Origin of the sequence: Ruegeria discodermiae, from assembly GCF_030758345.1 — a bacterium.
Classification (GTDB): domain Bacteria; phylum Pseudomonadota; class Alphaproteobacteria; order Rhodobacterales; family Rhodobacteraceae; genus Ruegeria_C.
The window spans coordinates 115,419-140,199 of sequence record NZ_JAVAMO010000008.1; the positions used below are offsets into that span (position 1 = coordinate 115,419).

Sequence of the window (24,781 nt, forward strand, 5' to 3'; positions counted from 1 at the left end):
CTGCGGCGCAAAGCTCTAACTGGCACCCTGCGTATTCAGCAGCGACAGCCAGGCCGAATAACCAATCGGCCAGATCCAGAACACGACGAAGATCGACATGAATGGGGCCAGAAAGAAATAGGCTGTGCGGGTTCTAAGCGGCATATGCGTTCAGCCGTTTCTTTTGGGCCAATCGTGGCATCCGGCCCGCCAGCTGGTAGACCGGATGACGAGGTGCTGAGAGTCGTCCCCCCTTGGGCAGGAATACCCAGGGGGGCGCCTTCTCATTCGACGGGCAGCCCCGTCGCCGGTGAGACCTGTTGCGCTGCTTCGGACAATGCTTCTGCAGCAGTGTCAAAGCCGCCATTCAGATACTCGAGTTGCACCCAGGTCATGGTGGTGTAGGCTTCGGTGTAATTGGGTGTGCCTCGCACCTGCATGATCTCGGGCAGTGTTTCCAGAACCGTCGCCCAGACCGCCTGATCGCCCCAGAAGGGGATCGGCTCTTGCACGTAAGGATCGTCAAGCGCCGCCAGCAGAGAGCGCACCAGTCCCTGTTCGCGCAGCATCCTGACCTGGCCTTCAGGCGTGCCAAGCGAATAGCGCAGGAACTCGAATGCCAGTTCCGGGTTTTCTGACGCCGCCGGTATGACATAGGCCGAGCCGCCGAGGTTCGCGGCGCGCGGCCCGCCTTCTTTAACCGCAGGCATCCGGTACACGCCTCAGAGCCCGGCTTGCTCTTCGGGGACGTTGGGCCGGATCGAGCCTTCATACCACCCGCCGAACATGTCGGTGGCAACGATGCCAGCCGCTGCGGCCTGCAATTTGCCACCCCAGTCCGCGGCAGTCAGAATACCGGCGTCATACATCGCTTTGATAGTATCCAGCGTTTCTGCTCATTCCGCGCTGGCCAGCGTGATCGTGTTGCCGTCTTCCGAGAAATAGGTGCATCCGTTTTCGTGGCCGATCATCTCAAAGAACTCGACGGCCGAGTTGATCGTGGTCTGTGTCATCACGACATCCGGGTTGGCGTCCATCAGCTTTTTTTCCTGAGGCAATGAAATCGTCCCAGGTTTCGATATCGTCAGGCGAAACGCCGGCCTTGTCATAGAAATCCCCGTCCCAACCTCTCAATGGTTTTGCGATGCAACCCTTTCGAAGAATCCTGACACTCAGTCACTCAGTCACTCAGACTGGCGACATGGCTTACGATGTGCTCGCTTCTTTTGGTAAATGCATCGACTACGAGGTTGAGTTGGTCCTTCATGGCGTTCTCTTCGCTGGAAAATAGACCCCAGTCATACTTGATTTCTACCGCGAGCGGGCGAATTGAAACTCCTTCAATCGGCACGCCAATGGCCGTAATCGGATCGCAAATCGCGATCCCAAGACCCTCCCTCGCAGCCATCGCCGCGCTCAACGAAGAATTTGTGGCAATTTCCGAGATTGGAGTGACGCGCTTTTTTTCCAAGCTCCTGTTGATTGCACGGCGGATGCGATAGCTGTTCTCGATTGTAGCCAGCCTTTCGGTTTCGAATACCGAAAGTGGCAGCGGCGCTGGGATATCATATTGGCCGCCTTGCTTTACCACAGCGACAAGGCGTGATTCGAACCATGCCAGGCAACTCAGCTGACCGTGATCAGCCGGGAATGCTGTAAAGCCCAGATCTGCGGTGCGTTGGCGGAGCGCGTGCAGGACGCGCTCGGAGGTGGTCGTTTCGACATGAATGAAATCGGGCAGCAGGTCTGTGAGGCTCGATAGGGTAGGGGCGACAAGCCCTGCGGACATTGTTGGCGTCGCAATAATGTCAATGGCGGCGATCCTCTCGTCACGGATCGCGTGCGCCCGCTGTGTCAGCTGCGTCAGGTTCGACATAACGCGCTGAGACTCTTCGTAAAACTTCATGCCTTTGTCTGTGAGAGATATTTTTGGTCCGTTGCGGTCAAAGAGATCGAAACCTACCCGTTTCTCCAGATCCCGTACCATCCTCGTCACGGCCGGCTGGCTCACAGACAGCACGTTTGCGGCAGCTGTCATAGATCCGCAACTGACCACTGCAGCAAAGGCCTCCACTGAGCGTATATCAGGCCGTTCATTATTCATAGTTGACATAGTAGCGAGCTCATTATTACGCTTGAGTATTATCGCAGCCTAATTATGCAGATAATGCATGGCAAGGTGCTGGTATACGATAAGGGGACGATGCAATGTTGGCTGGACCTGCGAACGCCACGGTTTACCTGTCAGGACGCGCCGCCGGACTTCTAAGGTTGTCCCGCCAGGAAACAGTCGCGTGTCAATTGCTTGCCAAAAACCATGACCGCACAAGTCGCACAGTTGGTGTATTCCCGACCCGGACCCGAACAAAGACGTACTTCTGACTCCATCACACACAGCTTTTTCAGGATGGCCTGTATGCAGAACCAAGATCACCTCTCAATTGACTCCCTCGGTCTGTCTGCGCTGGAGGCGCGGCTAAAGGATGACCTGAGCGTGTTATGCTGGCCTGCAAAGAACTGGGTGCCTCCCAGAGATGGCGTGTCGGACGTTGTCATAATCGGCGGCGGGATGTGTGGTATGGTTGCTTGGCTGGCCTTAACAAGCGGCGGCGTTCACAACATTCGAATTCTGGATCGCGCTCCCGTGGGGTTAGAGGGACCTTGGCTTGGCTATGCGCGTATGGAGACATTGCGATCCCCCAAGACACTTACCGGTCCCGCCTTTGGTCACGGCTCATTGACGTTCCAGGCGTGGTATCGCGCGCAGTTTGGTGCAAAAGCCTGGGAAGAACTGGACAAAATCCCGCGCACTATGTGGATGGAATACCTTTGCTGGTATCGCAAGGCGCTGAATATCAACATTGAGAATGGGATCTGTGTGGACTCCGTCGAACCGGAAGGCGATCTGCTACGTCTTACAGTGTCTGGTGCCGAAACAGGTACAATTCTGACTCGTAAGCTGGTTTTTGCCACGGGGCGCGATGGAACCGGTGGGCCTAACATACCGGACTTCATGGATGGTCTACCTCAGCACCTTTGGGCTCATAGCGCAGACGACATCGATTTTTCCGCCCTCAGAGACAAACGTGTGGCTGTAATTGGTGTCGGTGCATCCGCAGTGGATAACTCGGCCGAGGCGCTGGAGCATGGTGCCAAGGAAGTGCGCCATCTCATCCGGCGACAGGAAATGCCCACGATCAATAAGTTGATGGGTATTGGAAGTTACGGCTTTACTGCCGGGTTTGCCGAGCTGCCCGATGAATGGCGGTGGCGCTTCATGCAATACAGCTTCTCAACTCAAACCCCGTCGCCGCGCGGTTCGACTCTGCGCGTCAGTCGCCATCCAAACGCTTATTTTCACTTTGGAAAAACCACAACGCGTATCGAGCAGCGTGGTGAGGGAGCCGTCATCCATTTTGCAGATGGCACATCTTACCAGGCGGACTTTGTGATCTTGGGCACCGGGTTCAACATTGATCCCATGGCGCGTACCGAGTTCGGCGATGCCGCGGCTGAAATCCTGCTCTGGCAGGATGTATATACACCACCACCCGGAGAAGAACGCGGCGATCTCGGGCGGTTTCCCTACCTGAATACAGATTTCACATTCCGCGAAAAACAGCCGGGCAAGGCGCCATGGTTAAGCAACGTTTACTGTTTCAACTACGGCGCTTCCGCAAGCCTGGGCAAGGTAAGCGGCGACATTCCGGGTATCAGCGATGGCGCCGCGTGGCTTTCTAGGGCGCTGTCAGCGGCACTTTACAGTGAGGACGTCCAAACCCACTGGCAGGATCTGCTCGACTACGACACGCCGGAACTTTTGGGCGACGAATGGGAAGCAACGGATCTTGAGACCAAATCACAGACTATAGAAGGTCAAGTTGCATGAACCTCTTTGAAACGACGGTTTTGAGAAACGTCGGGGCCTCGGACGACGCCGAAGTTTCCAATGCCATTTTGGCGCGGGCCAAAGTACTGGGAATGACCCAGGATGCCGAAGATGCGGTTTTGCGCCCAAAGGACTTCGGTGCTTTTGACCACGACCTGCGCGCTGCACTTGCCGCAAGAATTGCATTTCTTGCTGGTGATGAACCGTTGGCCGCCCACTACCACGCCAACAGCAAGAACTATTCCGCGCTCACATCGCCCAGTGAGAAGGGAATTTCCGAGGGGCTCGATGAAGTTCTGAGTTTTGTCGACAAAGTCGCCAATCAAACCAAAGACATCGCGGCGGAAGACATTTCCAGGCTTCAGGCTTCGGGAGTCTCGGATGCCGATATTGTGCGGCTTTGCGAGTTGGTCGCGTTCATGGCCTTCCAGACCCGGGTGATCGCAGGGTTGCGACTGATGCAAAGGGAGGCAGCATGACACATATCGTAACGAAGTTCACGCGTAGCGTTCCAGATTGGCGACCGCGCGTTGTTCCCGTCAAATTGGAAGACGCCACTCCCGAACAGCTCGATGCACTAAAAGTCACCCCGTCGAACACGAAAGTGTCGGACTACGTGCTGACACTGGCCCATGATGTCGAAAGCCTTTCGGTTCGCTCGCCACTGTTCAACGCCATCATGTACGACCGGGGTGGCATGTCTCGCGCGGAACGTGAACTTGGCGCGCTCGGGGCTTCGATGGTCAATCACTGCATCTATTGCGCCGCCGTGCATGCTGACCGCCATGCCAAGCTGGCACGGGATGAATCCGTGACCGACGAACTTTTTGCCAAAGGTGAGCGGGCTGATCTGAACCCCAGAGATCGGGCGATTTTCGATTTCTCCCGTAAAGCTGCCGAGGCACCTCCGACCGCTGGGCCCGAGGACATTGACGCCTTGCGCAAGGCCGGGCTGTCGGGGGAAGAGATTTTCGACCTAATCCTGTCTTCAGCTTTGTTTGGCTGGGCCAATCGGTTGATGCATGTTCTGGGCGATCCGGTGCGCCAAAAGGAAACAGCATGAGCGAGGCGCTTCGCATAGGAATTGCGGGGGCAGGGGCCATCGCTCTCGGCACCGCTGCGTTGTTGTACAAAAACAGGCACGTTCCTTTGCTTTGGTCACCATCCGGCGCCGGAACCGAGATATTTGCGCGCGCGCCGTTGCAAGCCCATGGTGTCATCGAATCAGAGTTTCGCCCAAACGTTACCTCTTCCGCTCAGGAGCTCGCTGAAAGCTCCGATGCAGTGATCATTGCGCTGCCTACCTACGGGCATAAGGCGGTCATGGACGTGCTGGCACCGCATATTCGCGATGATCAGCACGTGATCATCTCTTCGCACGCCTCTTTTGGCGCGATGTATCTCGCTCAATCTCTGGCGGCGCGCGGTATTCGCGCGCCCGTTACGGCCTGGGGCACCACCATAGTATCGGGCCGGAGACAGGAGGCTGAGGTGCGGGTCAACACGGTGCGCAACCGGGTCGATCTTTGCACGGTACCAGAAACCGGGACCGACATCGGGCTGGAGTTTTGCAAGACCTTGTTTGGCGACCGATTTCAACCGCGAGGCGGGCTGTTGGCTATTTCGCTGTCTAACCTCAACCCACAGAACCACCTTGGCATCGCCCTCTGCAATATCACCAGAATGGAGCGTGGTGAGGACTGGAGCCAGGGCCAGAATGTCACGCCAAAGGTCGGACGGTTGTTGGAACAGTTGGACCTTGAACGTCTCGCCATCGCCAAGGCGCTGAACCTGGATGTGAAGACGATCTTCGAACACTTTCACCAGAGTTTTCATGTCCCGCCCGCATCTGTGTCCGAGATGAATCAGCACATGCACATGCGTGGCTATGGGGGCCTTGGACCAAAAACCGCTGACAGCCGCTATGTGACGGAAGATGTTCCATATGGATTGCAGGTGACAGCGGTTCTTGGTCGGCTAACAGGCCAGCCTGCCGTCCTGCATGAAGCAGGCATCAGAGTATTCTCGGCAATGTACGGCCGTGACTTCTCGCAGGAAAACGACCTGTTGGATGCGTTGGATCTAAACAGCTTCAGCCTGGAGGAGCTGAAGCAAGCTGCCCAAACAGGCCTTTTGAAAAAGGTGTCTGACCGGGTGTCGTGACGCAAACAAAAATACAAACCAAAACCAACCGACAAGGAGACGTTCAAATGTCCAAACTTACATTCAGCCGCCGTCGCTTTCTGGGCACCGCCGCTTTGGGCGCCACGGCTCTGGCCAGCCCTGTATACCTGCGCCGTGCCAGCGCCGGGAGTGGCGAGGTGAACATCTGGACTTACAATGACTTTGTGCCAGTCGCGTTCAAGGAGCAATTCGAGGCCGAGACCGGCATTAAGGTCAACATTCGCCTAGTGGACGACCAGGGCAAGCAGTTTAACCTGCTGGCAGCTGAAGCGCCCAATCCTACGGTGGACATCATGACAGTTGCGGGCCACCGTTTTCTGCAGTTCATCGACAGCGATCTGTTGGCACCTTTGGATACTGACCGCCTGAGCAACTGGGGCAACATCAACCCGACGTTCTCTGAAAGCGACTGGTCAACCATAAACGGTCACAAGTGGGGCGCACCGATCTTGTCCGGGATGGAAGTGCTGGCCTACAACACTGAAATTGTGAGCCCTGAGGAAGCCAAGAGCTGGGACGTCCTGTTCTCGGAAAAATACAAGGGCCAGACCGCGTATATCATTCAGGATATGATGTCGATCATCATGCTAAAGATGGGCTATGACGGCAATATGGTCGAATATATTGACGACCCGGACAAAGCCGCAGCCATCGTTGAAGAGGCTAAGAATTTCCTGATTGAAAAGAAGCCGCTGGTACGAAAATACTATGACAGTGGAGCGGAGATCCAACAGATGTTCGTCAATCAGGATATTGCGCTGGGTCACAGCTGGAATGGCCCCGCAGCTGCGCTGATCAATGACGGCTTCCCGCTGGCGATGACCATTCCGCAGGAAGGCTCCTACGGATTTGTCTACACCTACAACATTGCCAACAATGCGCCCAACGCCGACAATGCCTATACGTTCCTTGACGCCATCCTCGCGTCACCCGAGATCGGTGCGTCAATGACCAAGGCATCAGGGTTCATCTCGACCTACAAGGATGCGTCAAACTACCTGACGGATCTTGAGAAGCAGTCGACTTCGTTTTCGGACGAAGAGCTATCTCATCTGGAATTCTTCCGGGCAGAAGCCAACGAGATGAAATACGGGCTGGTCGATCCGGCGGTGGAAGCCATCAAGGCCTCCTGAGTGCCAAGCTAAGGACGATAACCTCGGCTTGCCCGCCACATCAGGCGGGCGCGGTCTTCAACACAAAGCCCGAAAAGGGAAACCGCAATGAGTAACGACGTGGTTCCGCGCGCGAACGGTGGTATTGTCGTACCGACCAACAGCAACCTCACGTTTTGGGGTCGTCTGGCGAACTGGACCCCATATCGTATCTTTGTCGGGCTGGCGACTGCATCGCCTCGGCGTCAATTCCTGATCCTCGCAACCTTTCCCCTGTTGTGGGTTCTGACCCAGCATCTGGGTCCAATGCTGCAAATGCTGAGGGTGAGTCTGACAGATGCCTATCCGGTCGCCCCCGGGGTCGAGCAACATTTCACCCTGGACAACTACAAACGGTTCTTTGAAGATCGGATTTTCTGGCAACCATTCTTTCGAACTCTTGCCTTTGCCAGCGTGTTCACGTTCTGCACGCTGATCCTGACATATCCGGTCGCCTACTTTCTTGCCCGACACGTCAGCCGCAAGAACCAGATGTTGATGCTTTTGCTGATACTGATCCCTTTTTGGGTAGGCGAAATCGTGCGGACCTACGCCATCATGATCCTTTTGGGGAACACGGGCGCGGTAAACCAATTGCTGAAATGGGTTGGCCTGATCGACCGACCCATACCGTTCATGTACACAAGCTTTTCGATGGGCATAGGTATCGTCTATCTGACCGCGCTTTATATGCTGCTGCCGCTCTATTCAGCGCTGGAAAAGCTACCAAAGAGTTACAACGAAGCCGCCGCCGACCTTGGTGCATCAGCCTGGACCCGGTTTCGCCGGATCACCCTGCCGCTGACCATCGAAGGGATCTCGTCCGGTTGCACGTTGGTCTTTCTGATTTCTACCGGGTTCTATGCAACCCCTGTGCTGCTTGGTGGGCCGTCGACTACGGTCTTTGCCGAGACCATTGCCGGCTTCTTTCATGTCGCCGGAGATGAATGGCCCACAGGCGCTGCTTTTGCGACCATCATGTTTGTAGCAGCGATGTTCCTGACAGGCGCATTTCAAAAACTGATGAACTCATTGCGCAAAGGAGACACCAAATGAACCGCGGCAATCGCATTCTTCTGTCCTGTGTCTACTGGGCCTTCGTACTGTATGTCTTTGTGCCGTTGATCCTGATGATCCTCATGGGGTTCAAAGACAGTAAGTTCATCGGGTTTCCGATCCGGTCCTGGACGTTGGATTGGTATACAGGTGTTTTTGCCGACGCTCAGGTGTTGTCCACCTTCGGCTACTCCGTTGCGATTGCAGTTCTGGCAACACTGGTATCGGTTGTGGTTGGAACCTGGATTGCTGTTCTCCTTGAGGGGCGCAAGTTTCTCGGGCGGGCCGTGATCTTTGGATTGGCCGTATTGCCCGCACTTGTTCCGGGCATCATTTCCGCCATCGCCTTTCGCATCTACGCCCGCTGGCTGGGAATTGAGCCAGGGATGGGCGCCATCATCTGGGCTCATGCAGTGCACAATGTGCCTTTTGTGGTTTTAGTGGTGATGGCGCGGCTTTCATCATTGCCCAAGAGCCAGACCGAAGCAGCACGCGACCTGGGCGCAGATCCCTTCATCGCCTTCTTGCGTATTACGCTGCCATATCTGGTGCCGGCCATTCTTGGGGCGAGCATTTTCTGTCTGCTGCTCAGCTTTGACGATTTTGTCCGCTCGTTCTTCCTTGGTGGTTATGAACCAACCCTGCCGGTTCTGATTTTCGCCAAGCTGAAATCCGGCATGTCGCCTGAAATTAACGCAATTGCGACCGTCGCGCTGATTCTGACCGCCGCGATTGGCATCTGGGCCGAACGGTTCACTCGCCGCATGAACAAGGATTCGAAAGCATGACTGCTACAACACCTCTTGTCCGCATCGACCATGTATCCAAGCAATTCGGGTCGTTTGTCGCAATCGAGAACTTGTCATTGGATATCGCGCGCGGTGAGTTCGTGACCTTTCTCGGCCCGTCAGGATGTGGCAAGTCGACGACGCTGCGCATCCTCGGCGGGTTCGAGCAGCCTACTTCTGGACGCATCATCCTCGACGGTGAAGATGTAACGACGCTACCGCCTGAAAAACGGCATGTGAATATGGTGTTTCAGGACTACGCCTTGTTTCCCCACATGACAGTCCGCCAGAATATTTCCTTTGGGCTTGAGCTCAAGGGAATGAGCAAGTCTGATATCCGACGGCGGCAGGATGAGATTATGTCCTTTCTGGAGTTGGATGCTTACGGTGACCGATATCCCGGCCAGTTGTCGGGTGGTCAACGCCAGCGGGTTGCGTTGGCGCGGGCGCTGGCCCCGGACCCTGCGTTGTTGCTGTTGGATGAACCGCTGGGCGCGCTTGACGCCAAACTGCGCGGCCAGGTTCAACAGGAGTTGAAGTCCATTCAGCGCCGCACACACAAGACCTTCTTCTTTGTGACTCACGATCAGGAAGAAGCGCTAACTATGTCCGACCGCATCGTCGTGATGAACAACGGGAAGGTCGAACAAGACGGAACCCCTGAAGAACTCTATTTCCATCCCGCTACACGATTTGTCGCCGAGTTCATTGGCGACACAAACCTGCTGACCGGCGAGGTGCGGGGGCAGGATGGAGATACCGTCGTTATGGATTGGTTCGGACGAACGCTACATGGCCATGCCCCTGCCAGCACGCCCCAGATCGGTGATGCTGTCACGGCGTCGATCCGGTTGGAAAAGCTGGGTTTTCACACCGCGCGTCCCGAGGCTACTAATGCGGTGCAGGGGAAGGTAATTGCAAAAACATTCCTTGGCAGCCGCATGTCTGTTGATTTGATGATCGAGGAAGCCCAAGGGTCGGTTCTGCGCGCTTTTGTCGATGCTGAAACCGGCCAGTCTTTCGGGTCCGATCCGGTCTGGATCGGGTGGGAAAAAGACAGTATGGCGGTTTTGCGCGAGTAGCCCGGGCTGAGGCTTCTGCCTCGTTGTTGCGTTTTTCCATCGGCGGTAAAATCCCAGCTCATGTTGACAAATGACGGAACCAGAGACGGATTGACGTGCTGTTGATAAAACCGAGAGAGCTTTCAGCCGTTTTTGTCGTAGCGAGTCACGACACGTCGGGTATTCTTGAGCTTGTTGAAACAGCACTCTACGCTGCGTTCGAAGCTTTTGATTGCTGTATTGAGAGCTCGGACAGCGTGCGTGGTCTTGGCGCTCCGGTGAAGAATTTTTCCCATAGTGCGTCCTTTCGATGGCCACAGATCGCTAGACCATCACCCTGGAACTAAATACCGAGGTGCCCATAGTATCTGAAACTGAACAGAAACCCGATTGAGCGTTGCTATGTTGAAATCACGTCGCAATATTGATCGCTGATACAAAGCAGGAGAATTCTTAGTGGATCTCGGTATTGCGGGGCGGGTTGCCGTCATTACAGGTGCAAGCGCTGGTATTGGCCTGGCGATTGCGAGTGAGCTCGTTGCAAACGGTGTTTCCGTTCTGATCGCCGCTCGAGGTGCAGAGCGCTTGCAGCACGCAGAAGGCCAGCTTCGAGAAATACCTGGTGCGAAAGTCGCATCTATTGCCATTGATGTCTCGACGCCTGAGGCCGCTACGCGCATCGTCAGTGAGGCGATCGAAGTGTTCGGATCCCTTGATATTTTGGTCAACAACGCCGGCAGAGCACATGCGGGTGGTCTTTTGACGTCGAGCGAGGAAGACTGGCAAGAGATGGCGGACGTCAAGTTGAGTTCGATGCGGCGCATATGCAAGGCAGCGATCCCGCACATGCAGGAACAGGGTTGGGGAAGGATCGTCAACATGTCCTCGATCGGCGGGATCTATCCAAATCCCAAGCTGCTTATCTCGCATGTGCTGAGCGCTGCGATCAACAATCTGACCAAGTCTCTGGCCCTCGAAGTCGCGGCAGATGGAATCCTGGTCAACGCGATCGGCGTCGGTGCTGTTGCCACGGACAATTGGGCGCGCAATATGGTTCCCACAGTGCGCAGCACCCGACCTGAATTTGCCGAACTGTCCGACGACGAAGTGGTCGCCAGAATTTCTGCTGAGCGAACGCCGATTGGCCGCCCCGGCACGCCAGCAGACATTGCCGCGATCGCCGCGTTCCTGTGTTCGGACCGAAACGGCTTCGTCACAGGAGATACCATCGAAGCGTCTGGCGGCGCCGATCGGTTCATGTAACCAAACAAATTACCTGTCTGCCGGGAGGGATATTCGTCATGGCGGAACTCGTCGCAGTCTATACAGTGCCGCATACGCCAAGCTTCGTTGCCGATGTTCAGCAGACTGGCGACACAATTGAGACTGCACGGTTTTTTTCCGAGATCAGATCACATCTGGAAAAAGTACGACCCGATGTCATCGTCAGTGTCACGAACGATCATTTCAATACATTCTTCTTTGACAATTGGCCAACTTTTGCAATCGGCGTCGCAGACAAGACAGCAGGCCCGAGCGATCAGACACCGGGCATGCCCTGGTACGACTTGACGGTCGAAAGCGCCGCCGCACGTCACATTTTGAGAGGTCTTGTTAAGGAAGGTTTCGACTTCAGTTCAACCGTGGATTTTCAGCTCGACCACGGAACGCTTGTGCCGCTGCACTTTTTGACCCCCGACATGTCGCTGCCAATCGTTCCGATTTTCGTTAACTGCATTGTACCACCATTGCCGCCGGCGCAGCGATGCTATGGCCTCGGACGTGCAATCTCCGGCGCGATTGGTAGTTGGCATAAGAATGTCAGGGTAGCCGTCATCGCCAGCGGGTCGCTCAGCCTGGAAATCGGCGGGCCACGTGTTGACGTTGACAAGACGTTTGGTGTGCCCGATCCGGCCTGGGCGAACTGGATTCTTGACCGGATCGGGCATTGCGAACATGACGATTTGGTCAGCAAAGCCAGCGAGGCGCGTATGCTGGAGGCAGGAAATGTCGCCGGCGAACTTCTCAATTGGATCGTTGCGCTCGGTATGGTTGGTTTGAGGCCGCCGGAGATCCTGCTTGATCAACCTAAACTCGGCAACGCTTTTGCGGCATGGAACCTTGAGGAGTCCCAGCCTTGAACGTTTATTTGATCCATACATTGTGCCGCCGTGTATTGCACGACAGGGAATTTCGCGAGCTGATCCTAAGAGATCCCGAAGCGGCGGTGGCGTCGATGCCGTTCAGCCAAGAGGAGCGTGCCGCGCTGCTTGCCGGAGATGTAGCACTGCTGCATCGTGAGGGCGTATCAGCCTTCCTTTTGCTTATCCTCAGCCGCTTCGAAGTCTTCGGATTAGTGCTCCCGGTTTTTAATAGACGCATGCGCACTGGTATGTCCGATTGATCTGCGGCTGGTCTATCGGGGCATTCTCAGTCAGGTAGATGGTCGCGTTTCTGGGTTGGAACTCGGCGAACCCGGAAACCAGCTTTCGGCATTGTCATGGCAAACCCGCCGGACCAGGTTTTCCGCGTTTCGAATGTCATTGGGCATATGTCCGTCTGCCATCCAGCGTCCGATCATCCGGCACAGCAGCCGGCGAAAATATTCGTGCCGTGGGAAAGACAGGAAGGATCGAGAATCCGTCAGCATGCCCAAGAACCGTGAGAGCAGCCCCATCTGAGCCAGTTGTGTCATCTGCCTCTCCATCCCGTCGAGCTGGTCATTGAACCACCACGCTGTGCCCGCCTGTATCTTGCCCGGCAGGCTGCCATCCTGAAAGTTCCCTGCAGCAGTGACAATGACCTCGTTTCGGCTGGGGTCGAGACCGTAGAGGATGGTCTTTGGTAGCCCTCCGCTCCGCTCAATGGCGCCGAGCAAGGCATTCAGCGACTCAGCTATTGGCATGTCCGCAATCGAGTCACATCCGATATCCGGGCCTAGCTGAGCGTAGAGTCTGGCATTGGTGTTTCGCATAGCGCCGATATGGAACTGCATGACCAGATCGCGCTCTGCATAGGCCTGAGCAAGACGGACCAGAACCGTGCCCTGAAAATCGGCGGAGTCTTGTGCGCTCACCGAAGCGCCACGACGCGCATTGTCCAGAAGTTGATCGAGTTCGGTGATTGGGCGGAAAGCAAAAGGCGTCAGTGTATCCAGCCCATGATCGCTGGCCAAACACCCGTTCGCCACGAAATGATCTAGCCGGAGGGTAAGAGCTTCGATCAGCGTGTCAAACCCGGAAATCTCGATACCCGAGGCCGCCGAAAGCCGGTCTATATAGGCCCCAAAGCCATCCTTGGTGATTTTGAATGCGGCGTCGGGACGGAAACTGGGGGCGACGACAAAACCCAGATCGGCAACGTTCGACAAGGCTCGATGCGCTGATAGATCGTCGCAGGGATCATCGGTTGTTCCCACAAAGCTGACATTCATTTGCCGCAGAAGACCGCGTGCTGAATGGCTGGGTGCGGCGAGCTTCGCATTGGCGATCTGCCAGACCTCTTCGGCGGTGTCGGGCCCGAACACGCCATTCCAGCCGAAATAGCGGCGTAACTCCAGATGGCTCCAGTGGTACAGAGGATTACCCAGGCAATGCGGCATCGTTTCGGCAAAGGCGAGGAACTTTTCGCGGTAGTCCGATGCACCGGTGATGCGGTCTTCGTCAATGCCGTTCCAGCGCATGGCGCGCCATTTGTAGTGATCCCCCTCAAGCCAGATCTCACCAAGCGACGCCCATCTGCGATCTTCCAGAATGGCCTGTGGATCAAGATGGTTGTGGTAATCTATGACGGGCAGCTTTGCGGCCGTTTCGTGAAACAGGCGCTCGGCCTGTGGCGTGTCGAGTAGGAAGTTGTCTCCAAGAAAACCTGTCATTGCCCGTCCATCCTCAACACCAGAGTTTCGATCAGTGCAGAGCGTGCGCCTATGGCGGCGACCCGGTCATAAGCGCTCAGGACGCCCGCCCTGAAACCCGAATGGGCAGCGAGCTTCGGATCAAATATCTGATCGAGCCGCAAAAGGGACTCGACATATTGCCGCCCGTCCTGAACCGCCGCCAACTGCGCAAATTCCCCGGCCATCGGATCTTGAACCGGTACCGGCGCGCCGGTTTCATTTGTGCCTCGGACATAGCGCGCCCAACCCGCAATAGCCAATGCCGTCAACGACCAGTCCCGCCCTTGTTCAAGGTTTACCGCACAGGGCGCCAGCAGCCGTTGCGGTAACTTTTGGCTGCCGTCCATGGCTATCTGCGTGGTCTTGTGGTGAAGCTTTGAATTGCTGAACCGCTTGATCAGCTGCGAAGCATAGTCGTTAAGATCCACCGTGCCGGGCATCGACAGGGTAGGGGCCTGTTCGGTCATCATCAATCGATATGCGGCCTCGCGGAACACGTCATCCGCCATGCAATCGGCTATGGTTGCGTGCCCATGCAAGGCCCCGAGATAGGCGAGAAAGGAATGCGCGCCATTCAGCATGCGCAGCTTCATGTCTTCGAAAGGCTCCACATCCGTCACCATTTCGGCCCCTATGGCGGCCCAATCCGGCCGACCGCAGGCAAAATCGTCTTCGATAACCCACTGCCGGAATGGTTCGCATAAGATACCGTTGGGATCTTCATGCCCCAACAATTCGCGGAGTGTCTCGCTGGCTGCAGAGTCCAACGCGGGTACGATCCGGTCGACCATCGTTGACGGGAAGCGGCAGGTCTCGGTGATCCAATCCGCCAGCCCGGAATCCCGCGCAAGCGCCATGCCCAACACCGCGTTTCTGCACATGACCCCGTTTGATGGCAGGTTATCGCAGGTCAGAACCGTCACTCCGCCGCGCCCGGCAGATCGGCGCCTTTGCAGCCCTTCAACGATAGTGCCAATGGTGGTGGTCGGCGTTTCCGGCGTAGTCAGATCGTGCTGGACAAGAGGGTGATCCAGGTCGAGCGAACCTCCCGCCAGGCAATAGCCCTTTTCTGTGATCGTAAGCGAGATGATGCGCAGGTCGGCACCGGAAATGAGGTCGGGAATTGCATCAGAACCGTCGCGCAATGGATGAAGCGTTTGCGTGACACACGCGACGCGTCGCGCCGTCAACCCCGCATCGTCGGCTTCCGCCACGGTGTAGAACCGCCCGGCCGCATCCAATTCGGACAGGAGAGCCTCTCCAGAATTCGACCGCGCCACAGCGACGCCCCAATCGCCCCCGGACGCTTCATTGGCGAGGTCCGTGTAAAAGATCGGATGCGCCCGGGCGAACGCGCCGAACCCGATATGCAGGATACGGGTCTTCAGCGCAGATTGGTCATAGGAAGCCTGCGCCAAACTGTGTTTTTTGATCACTTGCCCGCCCCCCGGAGACCGCCGTAGGGATGCATCTGGCCGGAGGCGCTGGGCAGCCCCCGCACCAGCAATGGTTGCGCATCGATACTTCTGATTTCGACCTGACCAAAGCCAGGTGCGTAGCGACCTGACAATGTCCAATCCAGCGCGGGCTGAGCGTCACCGCTAGTCAGCTTGACCGCGGCCAGGCAGTGGTTGCCCGACAGCGCATCTTGCGCAATACCGTCATCATCATAGACCCACGAGGTAATTGTGCCGCCTACGCCTCTTGCCGGGCAGACCAGCAGCACGCGCGATCCCTCCTTATCAGGCGTGGCGCGCGTTGTATTTTCAGACAGCGGCAAAACTGAGCCACCGCGAACAAAAACCGGTATGCTGTCAAGCGTTACCGGTATTTCAAGCGTTTGTCCGCCTGGATGCCAGCGAGCGCTGTCAAGTTGCCACCACCCGCCGGGCCAGTCGGGCAGGTAAACTTGCCGGGTCTTGGCCCCTTGCTCGATCACCGAAGCAATCAGAAGATCGGGGCCCAGCATGAATTCGAACTGCGCATCACGACATGCAGGATCGTCCGGAAAGTCCAGAAACAGCGGCCGCAGTATCGGTTCATGTTCCGTCACCGCGCGGTAAAGCTGTGTGTAGAGATATGGCAACAGCCGATAGCGCAGGCGGATAGCATCGCGCACCTGCGCGGTAATCTCGGGATACATCCATGGCTCGTTGGCAGTATTGTCATCGTTCCAGGAATGGATGGTGAATCTTGGATGAAAAATTCCGTTCTGCACCCAGCGCAGGAACAGTTCCGGCTCGGGCCGCGGCCCGGCGAAGCCACCAACGTCATGCCCAATATTGTAGAATCCCGACAGGCTCAACCCCAGCCCCATAGGGATGTTCCAGCGCAGTGTATCCCAGTTCGTGCGGTTGTCACCGGTCCAGGTTTGGGCATAGCGTTGCGTCCCCGGTGCCGCACAGCGTGAGATCAAATAGGGGCGTTTATCAGGGGCATGGGCCAGCTGCGCCCCATGCGAAGCGCGGGTCATCAGCAGGCCCATAAGCGGGCGAATTTGGCTGATTTCGATGGGCACGCCAAACCCTTTGGCTCGGGCGCCATCATCCCAAACCTCGTATTCGTTATTGTCATTCCAGGTGCTGCCGATGCCTTGGGTCAAAAGTGCCGTGGTCACGTTGTCCTGCCACCAGCGCACGGTATCCGGGTTTGTGAAGTCTAGATGTGTGCCTTGCCCGTCCCAGAACGCCGAAACCTCGGATTGCCCGGTCTCGCTATCGTTCAGAAACAGTCCCTGTTCTACGGCTTTGGCGTATTTTGGGTGATCATCCAGCATGACCGGTTTGATGTTGGCAATCAGCTCAACATCCTCGGCAGCGAAATCCGCAGCAAGACCAGCCATGTCGGGGAACTTAGCGGTGTTCCAGTTGAAGACGTAGCGCTTGCCATTGATCGAAGTATAGCCCGAAGACATCTGGAAGCTGTCGCAGGGAATTTCCACGGTCCGCAAGCGTTCAAGAAACCCGTGCATCTGCTCCTGCGCATCCGGCGCGTCGGTATAAGCCATCGAGGACGCCGAATACCCCAACCCCCAACGCGGCATGAAGGCAGTGCCGCCGGTCAGCCACGCCTGCCGCTTGACGACACCACGCACATCCGGGGCCCAGCTCAGGTAAAGGTCCAGATCCCCATCCTCAGCCCGCCAGCTTCGGAACGGGGCGTGGTAATTATCCAGCTCGTTGCCCAAGTCGAACCAACAGGTCGACAGATTGTCATAAAACAGCCCCATCGCGCCTGCACCGGGCCGCTCGGTGATTGAGAAGGGAATATGTTTATAAAGCGGATCCGTTGAGCGTGCATCATATCCCAGCGCGTCGAGATTGCGCATTTCATAGCGCCTGCCGCCGCGCTCCAGCGGTCCGGCCTTTTCACCCAGCCCGAAATAGCGTTCATCTGGAAAACGGTGCATGAAATGGGCGACGCGGTTGTCACGCCGCCCCAGCATGAAAGCCCCGGTAGTGCGGTCTTCGGCCAGGTGCCGCCACGGCGCGTCAGGTTCTATACGGCATTCCCATCGCAATGCCAGTGGTGACATCACGGTCAGGCGCAGATGGTTGGTCTCCAGAGTTGCATCATCAGTCAGAATTTTCGGGCAAGAAAATCCGGCCAGATCATCACGCGCACGCCCTTCCCATGGCACATCGCTCTGGGGAGCGACCGACCAGCTGCGATCCAAGCGCCAGACGCCGTCGCGAAGCAGCCGAACCCGCACCAGGTCGTGGTCCAGCACTTCGATACGCAGTAGGTGCCGCCTCTCGATCCTGAGCGAAAGCCCGTTGGGGCCGCTCTCATCCAACCGCCAATTACACAGGGTTTTCATCGTATGTCCTCAATACCCCAGAAGCAGCTTCGGCAGGAAAAGGCTCAGCGACGGCACATAGGTCACAACGAGAAGGAGCGCCACCAACACCGCATAAAACGGCAGCATGGGCCGGATCACCTGTCCGATCTTCACGTCGCCCACCGAACATCCCACAAACAGTGCCGATCCTACCGGCGGCGTGCAGATACCGATACAAAGGTTAAACGTCATGACCACCCCAAAATGCACCGGGTCCATGCCCAGATCGCTCACGACCGGCAAGAATATCGGTGTGAAAATCAACAGGGCAGGGGTCATGTCCATGAAGGTTCCGACCACAAGAAGCGCAAGGTTGATGATCAACAACAGCACCAGCGGGTTTTCCGACAGGCCCAACAAGGCGTCCGAGATCGAATAAGGAATATCGGCAAACGCCATGGCCTTGGACATCGCGATCGAACAACCGATCATCAACAACACGATTGAGGTTGTCACGGCGCTTTCCATAATGATCCCCGGCAGATCTTTCAGGGAAATCTCACGATACCAGACCAGCGCCAGAAACAGCGTATACACAACCGCGACAGCCGACGCTTCTGTGGCGGTAAAGATGCCACCGACGATCCCGCCCATCACGATGAAAATCAAACCAAGCGGCAACATCGCGTTGATCGCCTTTTCGGCCATTTCGCGCAGGGGCGGACGCTCGGCAACAGGATATCCGCGCCGCTTGGCGATGATGCCAGCCACCAGCATCAGGGAGACGCCCATCAGGATGCCTGGTACATAGCCCGCAACAAACAACGCGGCGACCGAGGTTCCGTTGGTGATCAACGAGTAGACAATGAATGTGGCGCTGGGCGGGATCAGCAGACCTGTCGGACAGGAGGCCACGTTAACCGCCGTCGAATAGGCCGGATCATACCCCTCTTTCCGTTGCAGGGGCGACATCACACCGCCTACTGCCGCGGCCGAGGCTACGGCCGAGCCGGAGATGGAACCGAACATCATATTGGCGATCACGTTGCAGTGCGCCAATGCTCCGGGCAATCGCCCACCCAGCACCTTTGCGAACTCGATCAGCCGCAGGGCGATACCGCCGCGGTTCATGATATTGCCCGCCAGAATGAAAAACGGAATCGCCAATAGGGTGAAACTGTCCAGCCCCGAGGCCATTTGCTGCGCCACGATGTAGACCGATTGGTCGAAGGACATGAACAACAAGAAAGTGGCAAGCGCGGCCAGACCTATTGAAAAGGCGATCGGCACGCCAAGTATCATCAGCAGTGCGAAGGTTCCAAACAGGGTGGCGACTGACTGTATATCCATGACAGGCTCAGCTTAGCGGGCCGCCGGGGGCGGTCGGTCCGGATCGTTCGTTCAGCCCCTGTCCGGTTCTGATCAGATCCAGCAAAAAGCCTCCCGCATAAAACAGAATTCCCAATCCCGCGACCGGTATCGCAACATAGACCGCGCCCATCGGCATTCTAAGCGCGGGCGAGACCTGACCGGTCTCCAGCGTGCGCGAGACCAGATTGATCCCGCCATAGATCATCACCACGACGGCAAACACTGCCACAGCCAGAATGATCGCTGCATTAACCAGATACCGCACGGGTCCGTGGGTAATGGTCGGAAGCAGGTCGATGGCAAGATGCCGCCGTTGCCCCAATGTATAAGCCCCCCCCAGAAGCGCCACCCAGATGAAAAGAAACCGTGCCATCTCGTCCGTGACCGTGCTGGGCGTGCCCAGTACATAACGAGAGAAAACCTGCCAGATCACGCAAACGACCAGAACGGCGAATGCAGCGATGATGATCATACGCAGGACGGCGTCGACCAATGCGGTCACCTTCTCCATCTTCGCTCCCCTTTGCTCCGGTGGCGGCGACCGCCCAACCCGGCTTGTGCAATCGTCTCATGCCCGAAATCACAAAATTGGTCAACCAATATTGCAAAATTGGTTGATTTAATCCGGAAATTGGTTCATCACATGCGCAGTTGCGGGTCTGCGGACAGGCCCTCAGTCGCACTATTAGCCTTGGCCCGACGTCCGCACATATGGGAGGAATCTATGTCAAAATTCACTGCAATGGCTGCCGCCACAGCTGTAGGCATCTTGGCGCTTTCGTCCGCTCTGGATGCAAAAACCCTGCGCTTGAACCACAACAACCCGGAAGATCACCCGCTGCACAAATCCATGGAATTCATGGCCGATCGCGTGGAAGAGCTAACCGATGGCGACCTGAAAATCCGCATCTTCGCCAACGCGCAGCTTGGCACCCAGCGTGAGTCGATGGAATTGATGCAGAACGGGTCGCTGGATATGGCGCGCTCGAACGCAAGCGAGCTGGAGGCGTTCGAGGAGGCCTATGGCGCCCTAAACCTTCCCTATATCTTCACAAGCGAGGATCACTATTTTGACGTTCTCAGCAGCGACATCGGAGATGATATTCTGGCTGCTTCCGAGGAAAACGGATTTATCGGCCTGACATATTATGTAGAAGGCGCCCGGTCTTTCTATGCCAACAAGGAAATCAACTCACCAGCTGACCTGAAGGGCATGAAGATCCGCGTGCAGCCCAGCCCCTCGGCCATCCGCATGGTGGAACTGCTTGGCGGAAATCCGACCCCCATCGCCTGGGGTGAGCTTTACAGCGCTTTGCAGCAAGGTGTCGTCGACGGGGCCGAAAACAACCCCATGGCTCTGACCAGCGCGCGGCATGGTGAAGTCTCCAAGGTCTATTCTAACGACGGCCATACCATGATCCCGTCGGTGGTGATGATATCAACCCAAAGCTGGAACGACTTGTCGCCTGAACAACAGGATGCGCTGCGAACGGCGGCCAAGGAATCGATGGTGTTCCACCGCGATCAGTGGAACGAAATGAGCGACGCCGCAATCGAACAAGCCAAGAGCGAGCTGGGTGTCAAATTCGTCGAAGTCGAAAAGGGCCCGTTCATCGAAGCTGTCTTGCCGATGCATGATGAGGCCGCCGCCAAATCCCCGGTTGTCGCCGACCTGATCGACCGCATAAAAGCCAAGGCCAACTAAGCCGGAACCCAACCCGATGCTCGAACGCTCTGACATGGCGGATAACGCGTTGCAGGCTCTGCATGACGAGGAGTATGACCTCCCCTTCAACCAGCAGAACCTGAACGCCGACACCCTGCTGTTTACGGGCGGTCGGGCTTCGCGGTCGCTGGATGGTGTTTGGAACTTCTGCGTTGATCTTCTGGACACCGGGCTGCGCCAGAAGTGGTTTACCATGCAGCCCTCGGCCCCCGAAGACCGCAGTGAGCCCTGGGATTACGACCCCTACGATGGTGAAACTGTTCCGGTACCATCAAATTGGGCGATGCTGAAAGAGAAATGGTATTTCTTCGAAGGCAGCGCCTGGTATACCCGTCCGCTGGACATGTCCGGGATTGACCTCGACAAGCGCTATTTCCTGCGTATCGGCGCAGCGGCATATGACTGCAAGCTTTTCCTGAACGGTGAGTTCCTTGGCAATCACTACGGTGCGTCGACACCGTTCTGTGTTGAGCTGACCAACCACCTTCGGGCCGGTAGCAACTGGCTGATGGCCTGCATCAACAATACCCGTACCCGCGACCGGGTGCCCATGCGCAACACCGACTGGTTCAACTATGGCGGCCTGTATCGCGAGGTCGCATTATATGAAACGCCGCGAACCATGATCCATCAATTCGCGATGCATCTGGTGCCCGATGGCAGCTATTCCCGCCTGCAAGCAGATGTCGAGGTCAGCGGGCCAGATATCGGCCCCGCCAGAATCGAGATACCGGAACTGGGCGTATCCCAAGAACTGAATCTGACCGGTGGAAAAGGCACAACTCTTATCGACGCCCGCCCGGAACTCTGGTCACCTGACACCCCGAAACTTTATGACGTGACGCTCACTGTGGGCGCAGACCGTGTCAGCGACCGCATCGGCTTTCGCCAGATCGAGCGGCGCGGGACCGATATCTTGCTGAATGGCGCGCCGCTTTTTCTGCGCGGTATCTCGGTTCATGAGGACGACGCGACACTTGGCAAGGTTACCGATGATGCTGATTTGCGCCGACGGTTCGCGCACGCGCGCGAGTTGGGGTGCAACTTCCTGCGCCTCGCCCACTACCCCCACCATGAACGCGCCGCCGAACTGGCCGACGAGCTAGGCTTCCTGTTATGGGAGGAAATCCCGGTCTACTGGGCCATCGATTTCGACAATCCGGCCACCTATCGCGACGCCGAAAACCAACTGCGCGAATTGATCCTGCGCGATCGTAACAGAGCCTCGGTGATCATCTGGTCAGTGGGCAATGAAAATCCCGACACCGATGCCCGGCTCGACTTCATGCGCCGGCTGGCGAGTACCGCCAAAGAGCTTGACCCTACGCGCTTGACCTCGGCCGCGTGTCTGGTCAATCACACTCTGAACAGGATCGAAGACAGATTGGCTGACCACATCGACGTGATCGGCCTCAATGAATATTATGGCTGGTACGAAGAGGATTTCGAAGACCTCGCCCGTATCGGCGCCAATTCGACCCCAGATAAGCCGGTGGTCATCTCGGAAACCGGTGCGGATGGGGTGATCGGACCCAAGGGCCCCAAAGCAGGGCTATTCAGCGAGGACTATATGGCCGAGGTCTATCGGCGCCAGATCAGCACGCTGCGCGATCTTGACTACATCAAGGGCATGTCTCCATGGATTCTATATGACTTCCGGGTTGAGCGTCGGCAGAACAAATTCCAGAACGGCTACAACCACAAGGGTCTGATCGCCGCCGACAAGGCCACCAAGAAACAGGCCTTCCACATTCTGGCGGATTACTATCTTCAGATCGCACAGGCAGACGCCCGAAAGGCGGAGGCAAACGCATGACCGAGATCACCAAGCGCCCTTATCAGCAGGTCGCGGCGCAACTGATCGAACGGATTGCGCGTGAAGGTTTTGAGCCCGGTGACAAGTTCCCGACCGAACGCCAAATCTCGGCCGAGATGGGCATCAGCCGGTCGCTGGTACGCGAAGCTTTCATCGTACTGGAAATCGAGGGTTATCTGGACGTGCGCAAAGGCTCCGGCAGCTATGTGATGGATCGCCCACCACGTGACGGGGAACTTGCGCAGTCCGATTTCGGACCGTTTGAGCTGCTGCAGGCGCGGCAGTTGCTCGAAAGCAGCGTAGCCGGTTTTGCCGCGACCACTGTAACTAAGGCAGACATCCTACGCCTAAGAGAGACGTTGGAATTAGAACGCTGTTCAATCGAAAGCGGCGAGGTGGATTACAGCGCAGACTGGCAGTTTCACCTGCAGATCGCAGAGGCCACTCAGAATGCGGTTCTTGTCGACCAGATCGACGAACTGTGGCGCAAGCGACAAGCCAGCCCGATGTGGGCACAGCTCCACGACAGGATTTTCGACCTAAGCTACCGCGGCAAGTGGCTGGATGACCACGCGACGGTCCTTGAGGCCTTGCGTCACCGGAACGCCGAAGGCGCCCGACAGGCCATGTGGCAGCATCTGGAAAACGTTCGACTGACATTGCTGGAGTTGTCGGATGTCGGCGACCCCGAATTTGACGGCTATCTCTATTCAACCGTAAAGTCAGGATAAGGGGGGAGGCATGCTGGAAAGCTGGCGCTGGTTTGGACCGTCGGACCCTATACCGCTAAACTATGTCAGGCAGGCCGGAGCGACAGGCATTGTCACTGCGCTGCACGAAATCCCCAACGGGGAAGAATGGCCTTCGGCAGCCATTTCAGAACGGCGCGACTTGATCCAAAATGCAGGTCTGGATTGGGTCGTGGTAGAAAGCATTCCAGTTCATGAAGACATCAAATGCGGTGCGCCAGGTTGGGAGCGCTACGCACATATTTGGGCTGAAAATCTAAGTCGCCTTGCTCAGCAGGGTATGCGCAATATCTGCTATAACTTCATGCCGGTGCTCGACTGGACCCGCACCGATCTGAACTATCCTATGCCCGATGGCGCTTTGGCTCTACGCTTTGAGTTCGCGGCCTATGCCGCATTTGACCTGTTCATTTTGAAGCGCGAAAGCGCGGCGCAAGATTATACACCGAACGATCTGGAAATGGCCGAACGTTGGCTCGCCCAGTCGAATGCAGCGCAACGGGATAGGTTAACGGAAACCATCGTTGCTGGGCTGCCCGGGTCGGAGGAAAGCTATACGCTTGACACATTGCGCACCCGGATTGCGGCTTATGACGGCATGAATCATGCAGGGCTGCGCGCGCAGCTCGGAGCGTTCCTGGACATCGTCTTGCCGGTTGCCGAGCAAGAAGGCGCGCGGCTATCGATCCATCCCGACGACCCGCCGCGCGATCTGTTCGGCCTGCCACGCGTCGTTTCCAACAAAGACGACCTGGCCTGGATTGCATCTTATAACACATCGCCCGCGAACGGATTTACTCTGTGCGTCGGCTCGCTCGGGGTGCGCGCGGATAATGACATATTGGAAATCATAGACAGTCTTGGGGAGCGGATTCACTTTGCTCACCTCCGCACCGTAAAGCGCGAAGCTGATCCGCGGGATTTTCATGAGGATAGCCACCTGGCGGGCGACACCGATCTGGTTGCGGTCATCCGCGCCCTACTTGATCTTGAAACGCGGACAGGCACACAGATACCGATGCGCCCTGACCATGGCCACCGGATTCTTTACGATCTGGACCGCGAGTCCACGCCCGGCTACCCGGCAATCGGACGTTTGCGCGGCCTTGCCGAACTGCGCGGCGCGGCAGCCGTTCTGGCAGGACGGTATGTGAATGGAACTTAACGGGCGCTGCCCACCGAACTGGCTGGCCAAGCTTGAGGGCAGAGCCAGGTAGCGCAGACTGGAACCTTGGCAGATACCGGGCCGACCAATTGCACTCCGGGGGCTGCGACGTCGTATTGCCTGCCTTGGCGAAGTCTCCGATCCGGTACTTTATCGCCGTTCCGCTTTAT

The 24,781-nt window shown here is 56.9% G+C and carries 25 protein-coding genes and 1 pseudogene; 15 read left to right on the plus strand and 11 right to left on the minus strand.

The features are described from left to right. Positions 1-15: 15 nt before the first annotated feature. The 5 genes from Q5Y75_RS17265 to Q5Y75_RS17285 all read right to left on the minus strand — a co-directional run bounded on the left by Q5Y75_RS17265 (position 16) and on the right by Q5Y75_RS17285 (position 2,092). Positions 16-144, minus strand: a complete 129-nt coding sequence (locus Q5Y75_RS17265; protein WP_306199707.1) for a hypothetical protein — start codon at positions 142-144, stop codon at positions 16-18. 119 nt (positions 145-263) lie between these two features. Next, entirely contained in the window at positions 264-689 is a 426-nt protein-coding gene (locus Q5Y75_RS17270; RefSeq protein WP_306199709.1) for a type 2 periplasmic-binding domain-containing protein, read from the minus strand. 12 nt (positions 690-701) lie between these two features. Beyond that, on the minus strand, positions 702-848 hold the full coding sequence (locus tag Q5Y75_RS17275) for a hypothetical protein (protein WP_306199711.1): 147 nt from the start codon (positions 846-848) through the stop codon (positions 702-704). 27 nt (positions 849-875) lie between these two features. Next, positions 876-1,037, minus strand: coding sequence for a hypothetical protein (locus Q5Y75_RS17280; protein WP_306199713.1), 162 nt, complete (start codon positions 1,035-1,037; stop codon positions 876-878). Positions 1,038-1,159: 122 nt separating this feature from the next. Further along, complete coding sequence (locus tag Q5Y75_RS17285) at positions 1,160-2,092, minus strand: LysR family transcriptional regulator (RefSeq protein WP_306199716.1); 933 nt, start codon at positions 2,090-2,092, stop codon at positions 1,160-1,162. A 303-nt stretch (positions 2,093-2,395) separates the two neighbouring features. Between Q5Y75_RS17285 and Q5Y75_RS17290 the strand changes: the two genes are divergently transcribed. The 8 genes from Q5Y75_RS17290 to Q5Y75_RS17325 all read left to right on the plus strand — a co-directional run bounded on the left by Q5Y75_RS17290 (position 2,396) and on the right by Q5Y75_RS17325 (position 10,129). Continuing rightward, on the plus strand, positions 2,396-3,868 hold the full coding sequence (locus tag Q5Y75_RS17290) for an NAD(P)-binding domain-containing protein (protein WP_306199719.1): 1,473 nt from the start codon (positions 2,396-2,398) through the stop codon (positions 3,866-3,868). Beyond that, entirely contained in the window at positions 3,865-4,347 is a 483-nt protein-coding gene (locus tag Q5Y75_RS17295) for a hypothetical protein (RefSeq protein WP_306199721.1), read from the plus strand. The genes Q5Y75_RS17290 and Q5Y75_RS17295 overlap by 4 nt, the downstream gene beginning before the upstream one ends. Then, positions 4,344-4,931 (plus strand): peroxidase-related enzyme, encoded by a 588-nt coding sequence (locus tag Q5Y75_RS17300; protein ID WP_306199724.1) that lies wholly within the window; start codon positions 4,344-4,346, stop codon positions 4,929-4,931. Before Q5Y75_RS17295 ends, Q5Y75_RS17300 begins: the two co-directional genes overlap by 4 nt. Further along, the gene (locus Q5Y75_RS17305; protein WP_306199726.1) at positions 4,928-6,031 is read left to right on the plus strand and encodes an NAD/NADP octopine/nopaline dehydrogenase family protein; all 1,104 of its coding nucleotides are present in this window, start codon (positions 4,928-4,930) and stop codon (positions 6,029-6,031) included. Before Q5Y75_RS17300 ends, Q5Y75_RS17305 begins: the two co-directional genes overlap by 4 nt. Positions 6,032-6,078: 47 nt before the next feature. Further along, positions 6,079-7,185: an ABC transporter substrate-binding protein gene (locus Q5Y75_RS17310; protein ID WP_306199901.1), complete on the plus strand. Its 1,107-nt coding sequence runs from the start codon at positions 6,079-6,081 to the stop codon at positions 7,183-7,185. 87 nt (positions 7,186-7,272) lie between these two features. Continuing rightward, positions 7,273-8,259, plus strand: coding sequence for an ABC transporter permease (locus tag Q5Y75_RS17315; protein ID WP_306199729.1), 987 nt, complete (start codon positions 7,273-7,275; stop codon positions 8,257-8,259). Then, the gene (locus Q5Y75_RS17320; protein ID WP_306199730.1) at positions 8,256-9,047 is read left to right on the plus strand and encodes an ABC transporter permease; all 792 of its coding nucleotides are present in this window, start codon (positions 8,256-8,258) and stop codon (positions 9,045-9,047) included. The genes Q5Y75_RS17315 and Q5Y75_RS17320 overlap by 4 nt, the downstream gene beginning before the upstream one ends. Next, on the plus strand, positions 9,044-10,129 hold the full coding sequence (locus tag Q5Y75_RS17325) for an ABC transporter ATP-binding protein (RefSeq protein WP_306199731.1): 1,086 nt from the start codon (positions 9,044-9,046) through the stop codon (positions 10,127-10,129). Before Q5Y75_RS17320 ends, Q5Y75_RS17325 begins: the two co-directional genes overlap by 4 nt. A 58-nt stretch (positions 10,130-10,187) precedes the next feature. Here Q5Y75_RS17325 and Q5Y75_RS17330 read toward each other — a convergent pair. Continuing rightward, positions 10,188-10,320: pseudogene (locus tag Q5Y75_RS17330) on the minus strand (IS5/IS1182 family transposase); the annotation flags it as partial. A 244-nt stretch (positions 10,321-10,564) separates the two neighbouring features. Between Q5Y75_RS17330 and Q5Y75_RS17335 the strand changes: the two are divergent. Genes Q5Y75_RS17335 through Q5Y75_RS17345 form a run of 3 tightly spaced genes read left to right on the plus strand, consistent with a single transcriptional unit; the run spans position 10,565 to position 12,512 of the window. Further along, a complete protein-coding gene (locus Q5Y75_RS17335) occupies positions 10,565-11,371 on the plus strand; it encodes an SDR family NAD(P)-dependent oxidoreductase (RefSeq protein ID WP_306199733.1) in 807 nt (268 codons plus the stop codon). A gap of 38 nt (positions 11,372-11,409) precedes the next feature. Further along, a complete protein-coding gene (locus Q5Y75_RS17340) occupies positions 11,410-12,249 on the plus strand; it encodes a DODA-type extradiol aromatic ring-opening family dioxygenase (protein ID WP_306199734.1) in 840 nt (279 codons plus the stop codon). Next, the gene (locus Q5Y75_RS17345; RefSeq protein WP_306199735.1) at positions 12,246-12,512 is read left to right on the plus strand and encodes a hypothetical protein; all 267 of its coding nucleotides are present in this window, start codon (positions 12,246-12,248) and stop codon (positions 12,510-12,512) included. Before Q5Y75_RS17340 ends, Q5Y75_RS17345 begins: the two co-directional genes overlap by 4 nt. Positions 12,513-12,542: 30 nt before the next feature. On the opposite strand, the gene uxaC is transcribed toward Q5Y75_RS17345, so the two are convergent. From uxaC to Q5Y75_RS17370, 5 genes are read right to left on the minus strand one after another with little or no spacing between them, the layout of a single operon-like run. Further along, a complete protein-coding gene (gene uxaC, locus Q5Y75_RS17350; RefSeq protein ID WP_306199738.1) occupies positions 12,543-13,982 on the minus strand; it encodes a glucuronate isomerase in 1,440 nt (479 codons plus the stop codon). Beyond that, the gene (locus tag Q5Y75_RS17355; RefSeq protein WP_306199740.1) at positions 13,979-15,439 is read right to left on the minus strand and encodes a mannitol dehydrogenase family protein; all 1,461 of its coding nucleotides are present in this window, start codon (positions 15,437-15,439) and stop codon (positions 13,979-13,981) included. The genes uxaC and Q5Y75_RS17355 overlap by 4 nt, the downstream gene beginning before the upstream one ends. After that, entirely contained in the window at positions 15,436-17,823 is a 2,388-nt protein-coding gene (locus Q5Y75_RS17360) for a glycoside hydrolase family 31 protein (RefSeq protein WP_306199741.1), read from the minus strand. Before Q5Y75_RS17360 ends, Q5Y75_RS17355 begins: the two co-directional genes overlap by 4 nt. Before the next feature lie 9 nt (positions 17,824-17,832). Beyond that, positions 17,833-19,134, minus strand: coding sequence for a TRAP transporter large permease (locus tag Q5Y75_RS17365; protein ID WP_306199743.1), 1,302 nt, complete (start codon positions 19,132-19,134; stop codon positions 17,833-17,835). Between the two features lie 7 nt (positions 19,135-19,141). Beyond that, complete coding sequence (locus tag Q5Y75_RS17370) at positions 19,142-19,666, minus strand: TRAP transporter small permease (protein WP_306199745.1); 525 nt, start codon at positions 19,664-19,666, stop codon at positions 19,142-19,144. A 213-nt stretch (positions 19,667-19,879) separates the two neighbouring features. Here Q5Y75_RS17370 and Q5Y75_RS17375 point away from each other — a divergent pair, with 213 nt between their 5' ends. Genes Q5Y75_RS17375 through uxuA form a run of 4 tightly spaced genes read left to right on the plus strand, consistent with a single transcriptional unit; the run spans position 19,880 to position 24,611 of the window. Then, the gene (locus tag Q5Y75_RS17375) at positions 19,880-20,860 is read left to right on the plus strand and encodes a TRAP transporter substrate-binding protein (RefSeq protein WP_306199746.1); all 981 of its coding nucleotides are present in this window, start codon (positions 19,880-19,882) and stop codon (positions 20,858-20,860) included. Positions 20,861-20,876: 16 nt separating this feature from the next. Then, complete coding sequence (locus Q5Y75_RS17380; protein WP_306199748.1) at positions 20,877-22,697, plus strand: glycoside hydrolase family 2 protein; 1,821 nt, start codon at positions 20,877-20,879, stop codon at positions 22,695-22,697. Continuing rightward, positions 22,694-23,428 carry an FCD domain-containing protein gene (locus tag Q5Y75_RS17385; RefSeq protein ID WP_306199749.1) on the plus strand — a complete coding sequence of 245 codons (735 nt, stop codon included), beginning with the start codon at positions 22,694-22,696 and terminating at the stop codon, positions 23,426-23,428. The genes Q5Y75_RS17380 and Q5Y75_RS17385 overlap by 4 nt, the downstream gene beginning before the upstream one ends. A gap of 10 nt (positions 23,429-23,438) precedes the next feature. Continuing rightward, positions 23,439-24,611 (plus strand): mannonate dehydratase, encoded by a 1,173-nt coding sequence (uxuA, locus tag Q5Y75_RS17390; RefSeq protein WP_306199751.1) that lies wholly within the window; start codon positions 23,439-23,441, stop codon positions 24,609-24,611. The last annotated feature ends 170 nt before the right edge of the window (positions 24,612-24,781 follow it).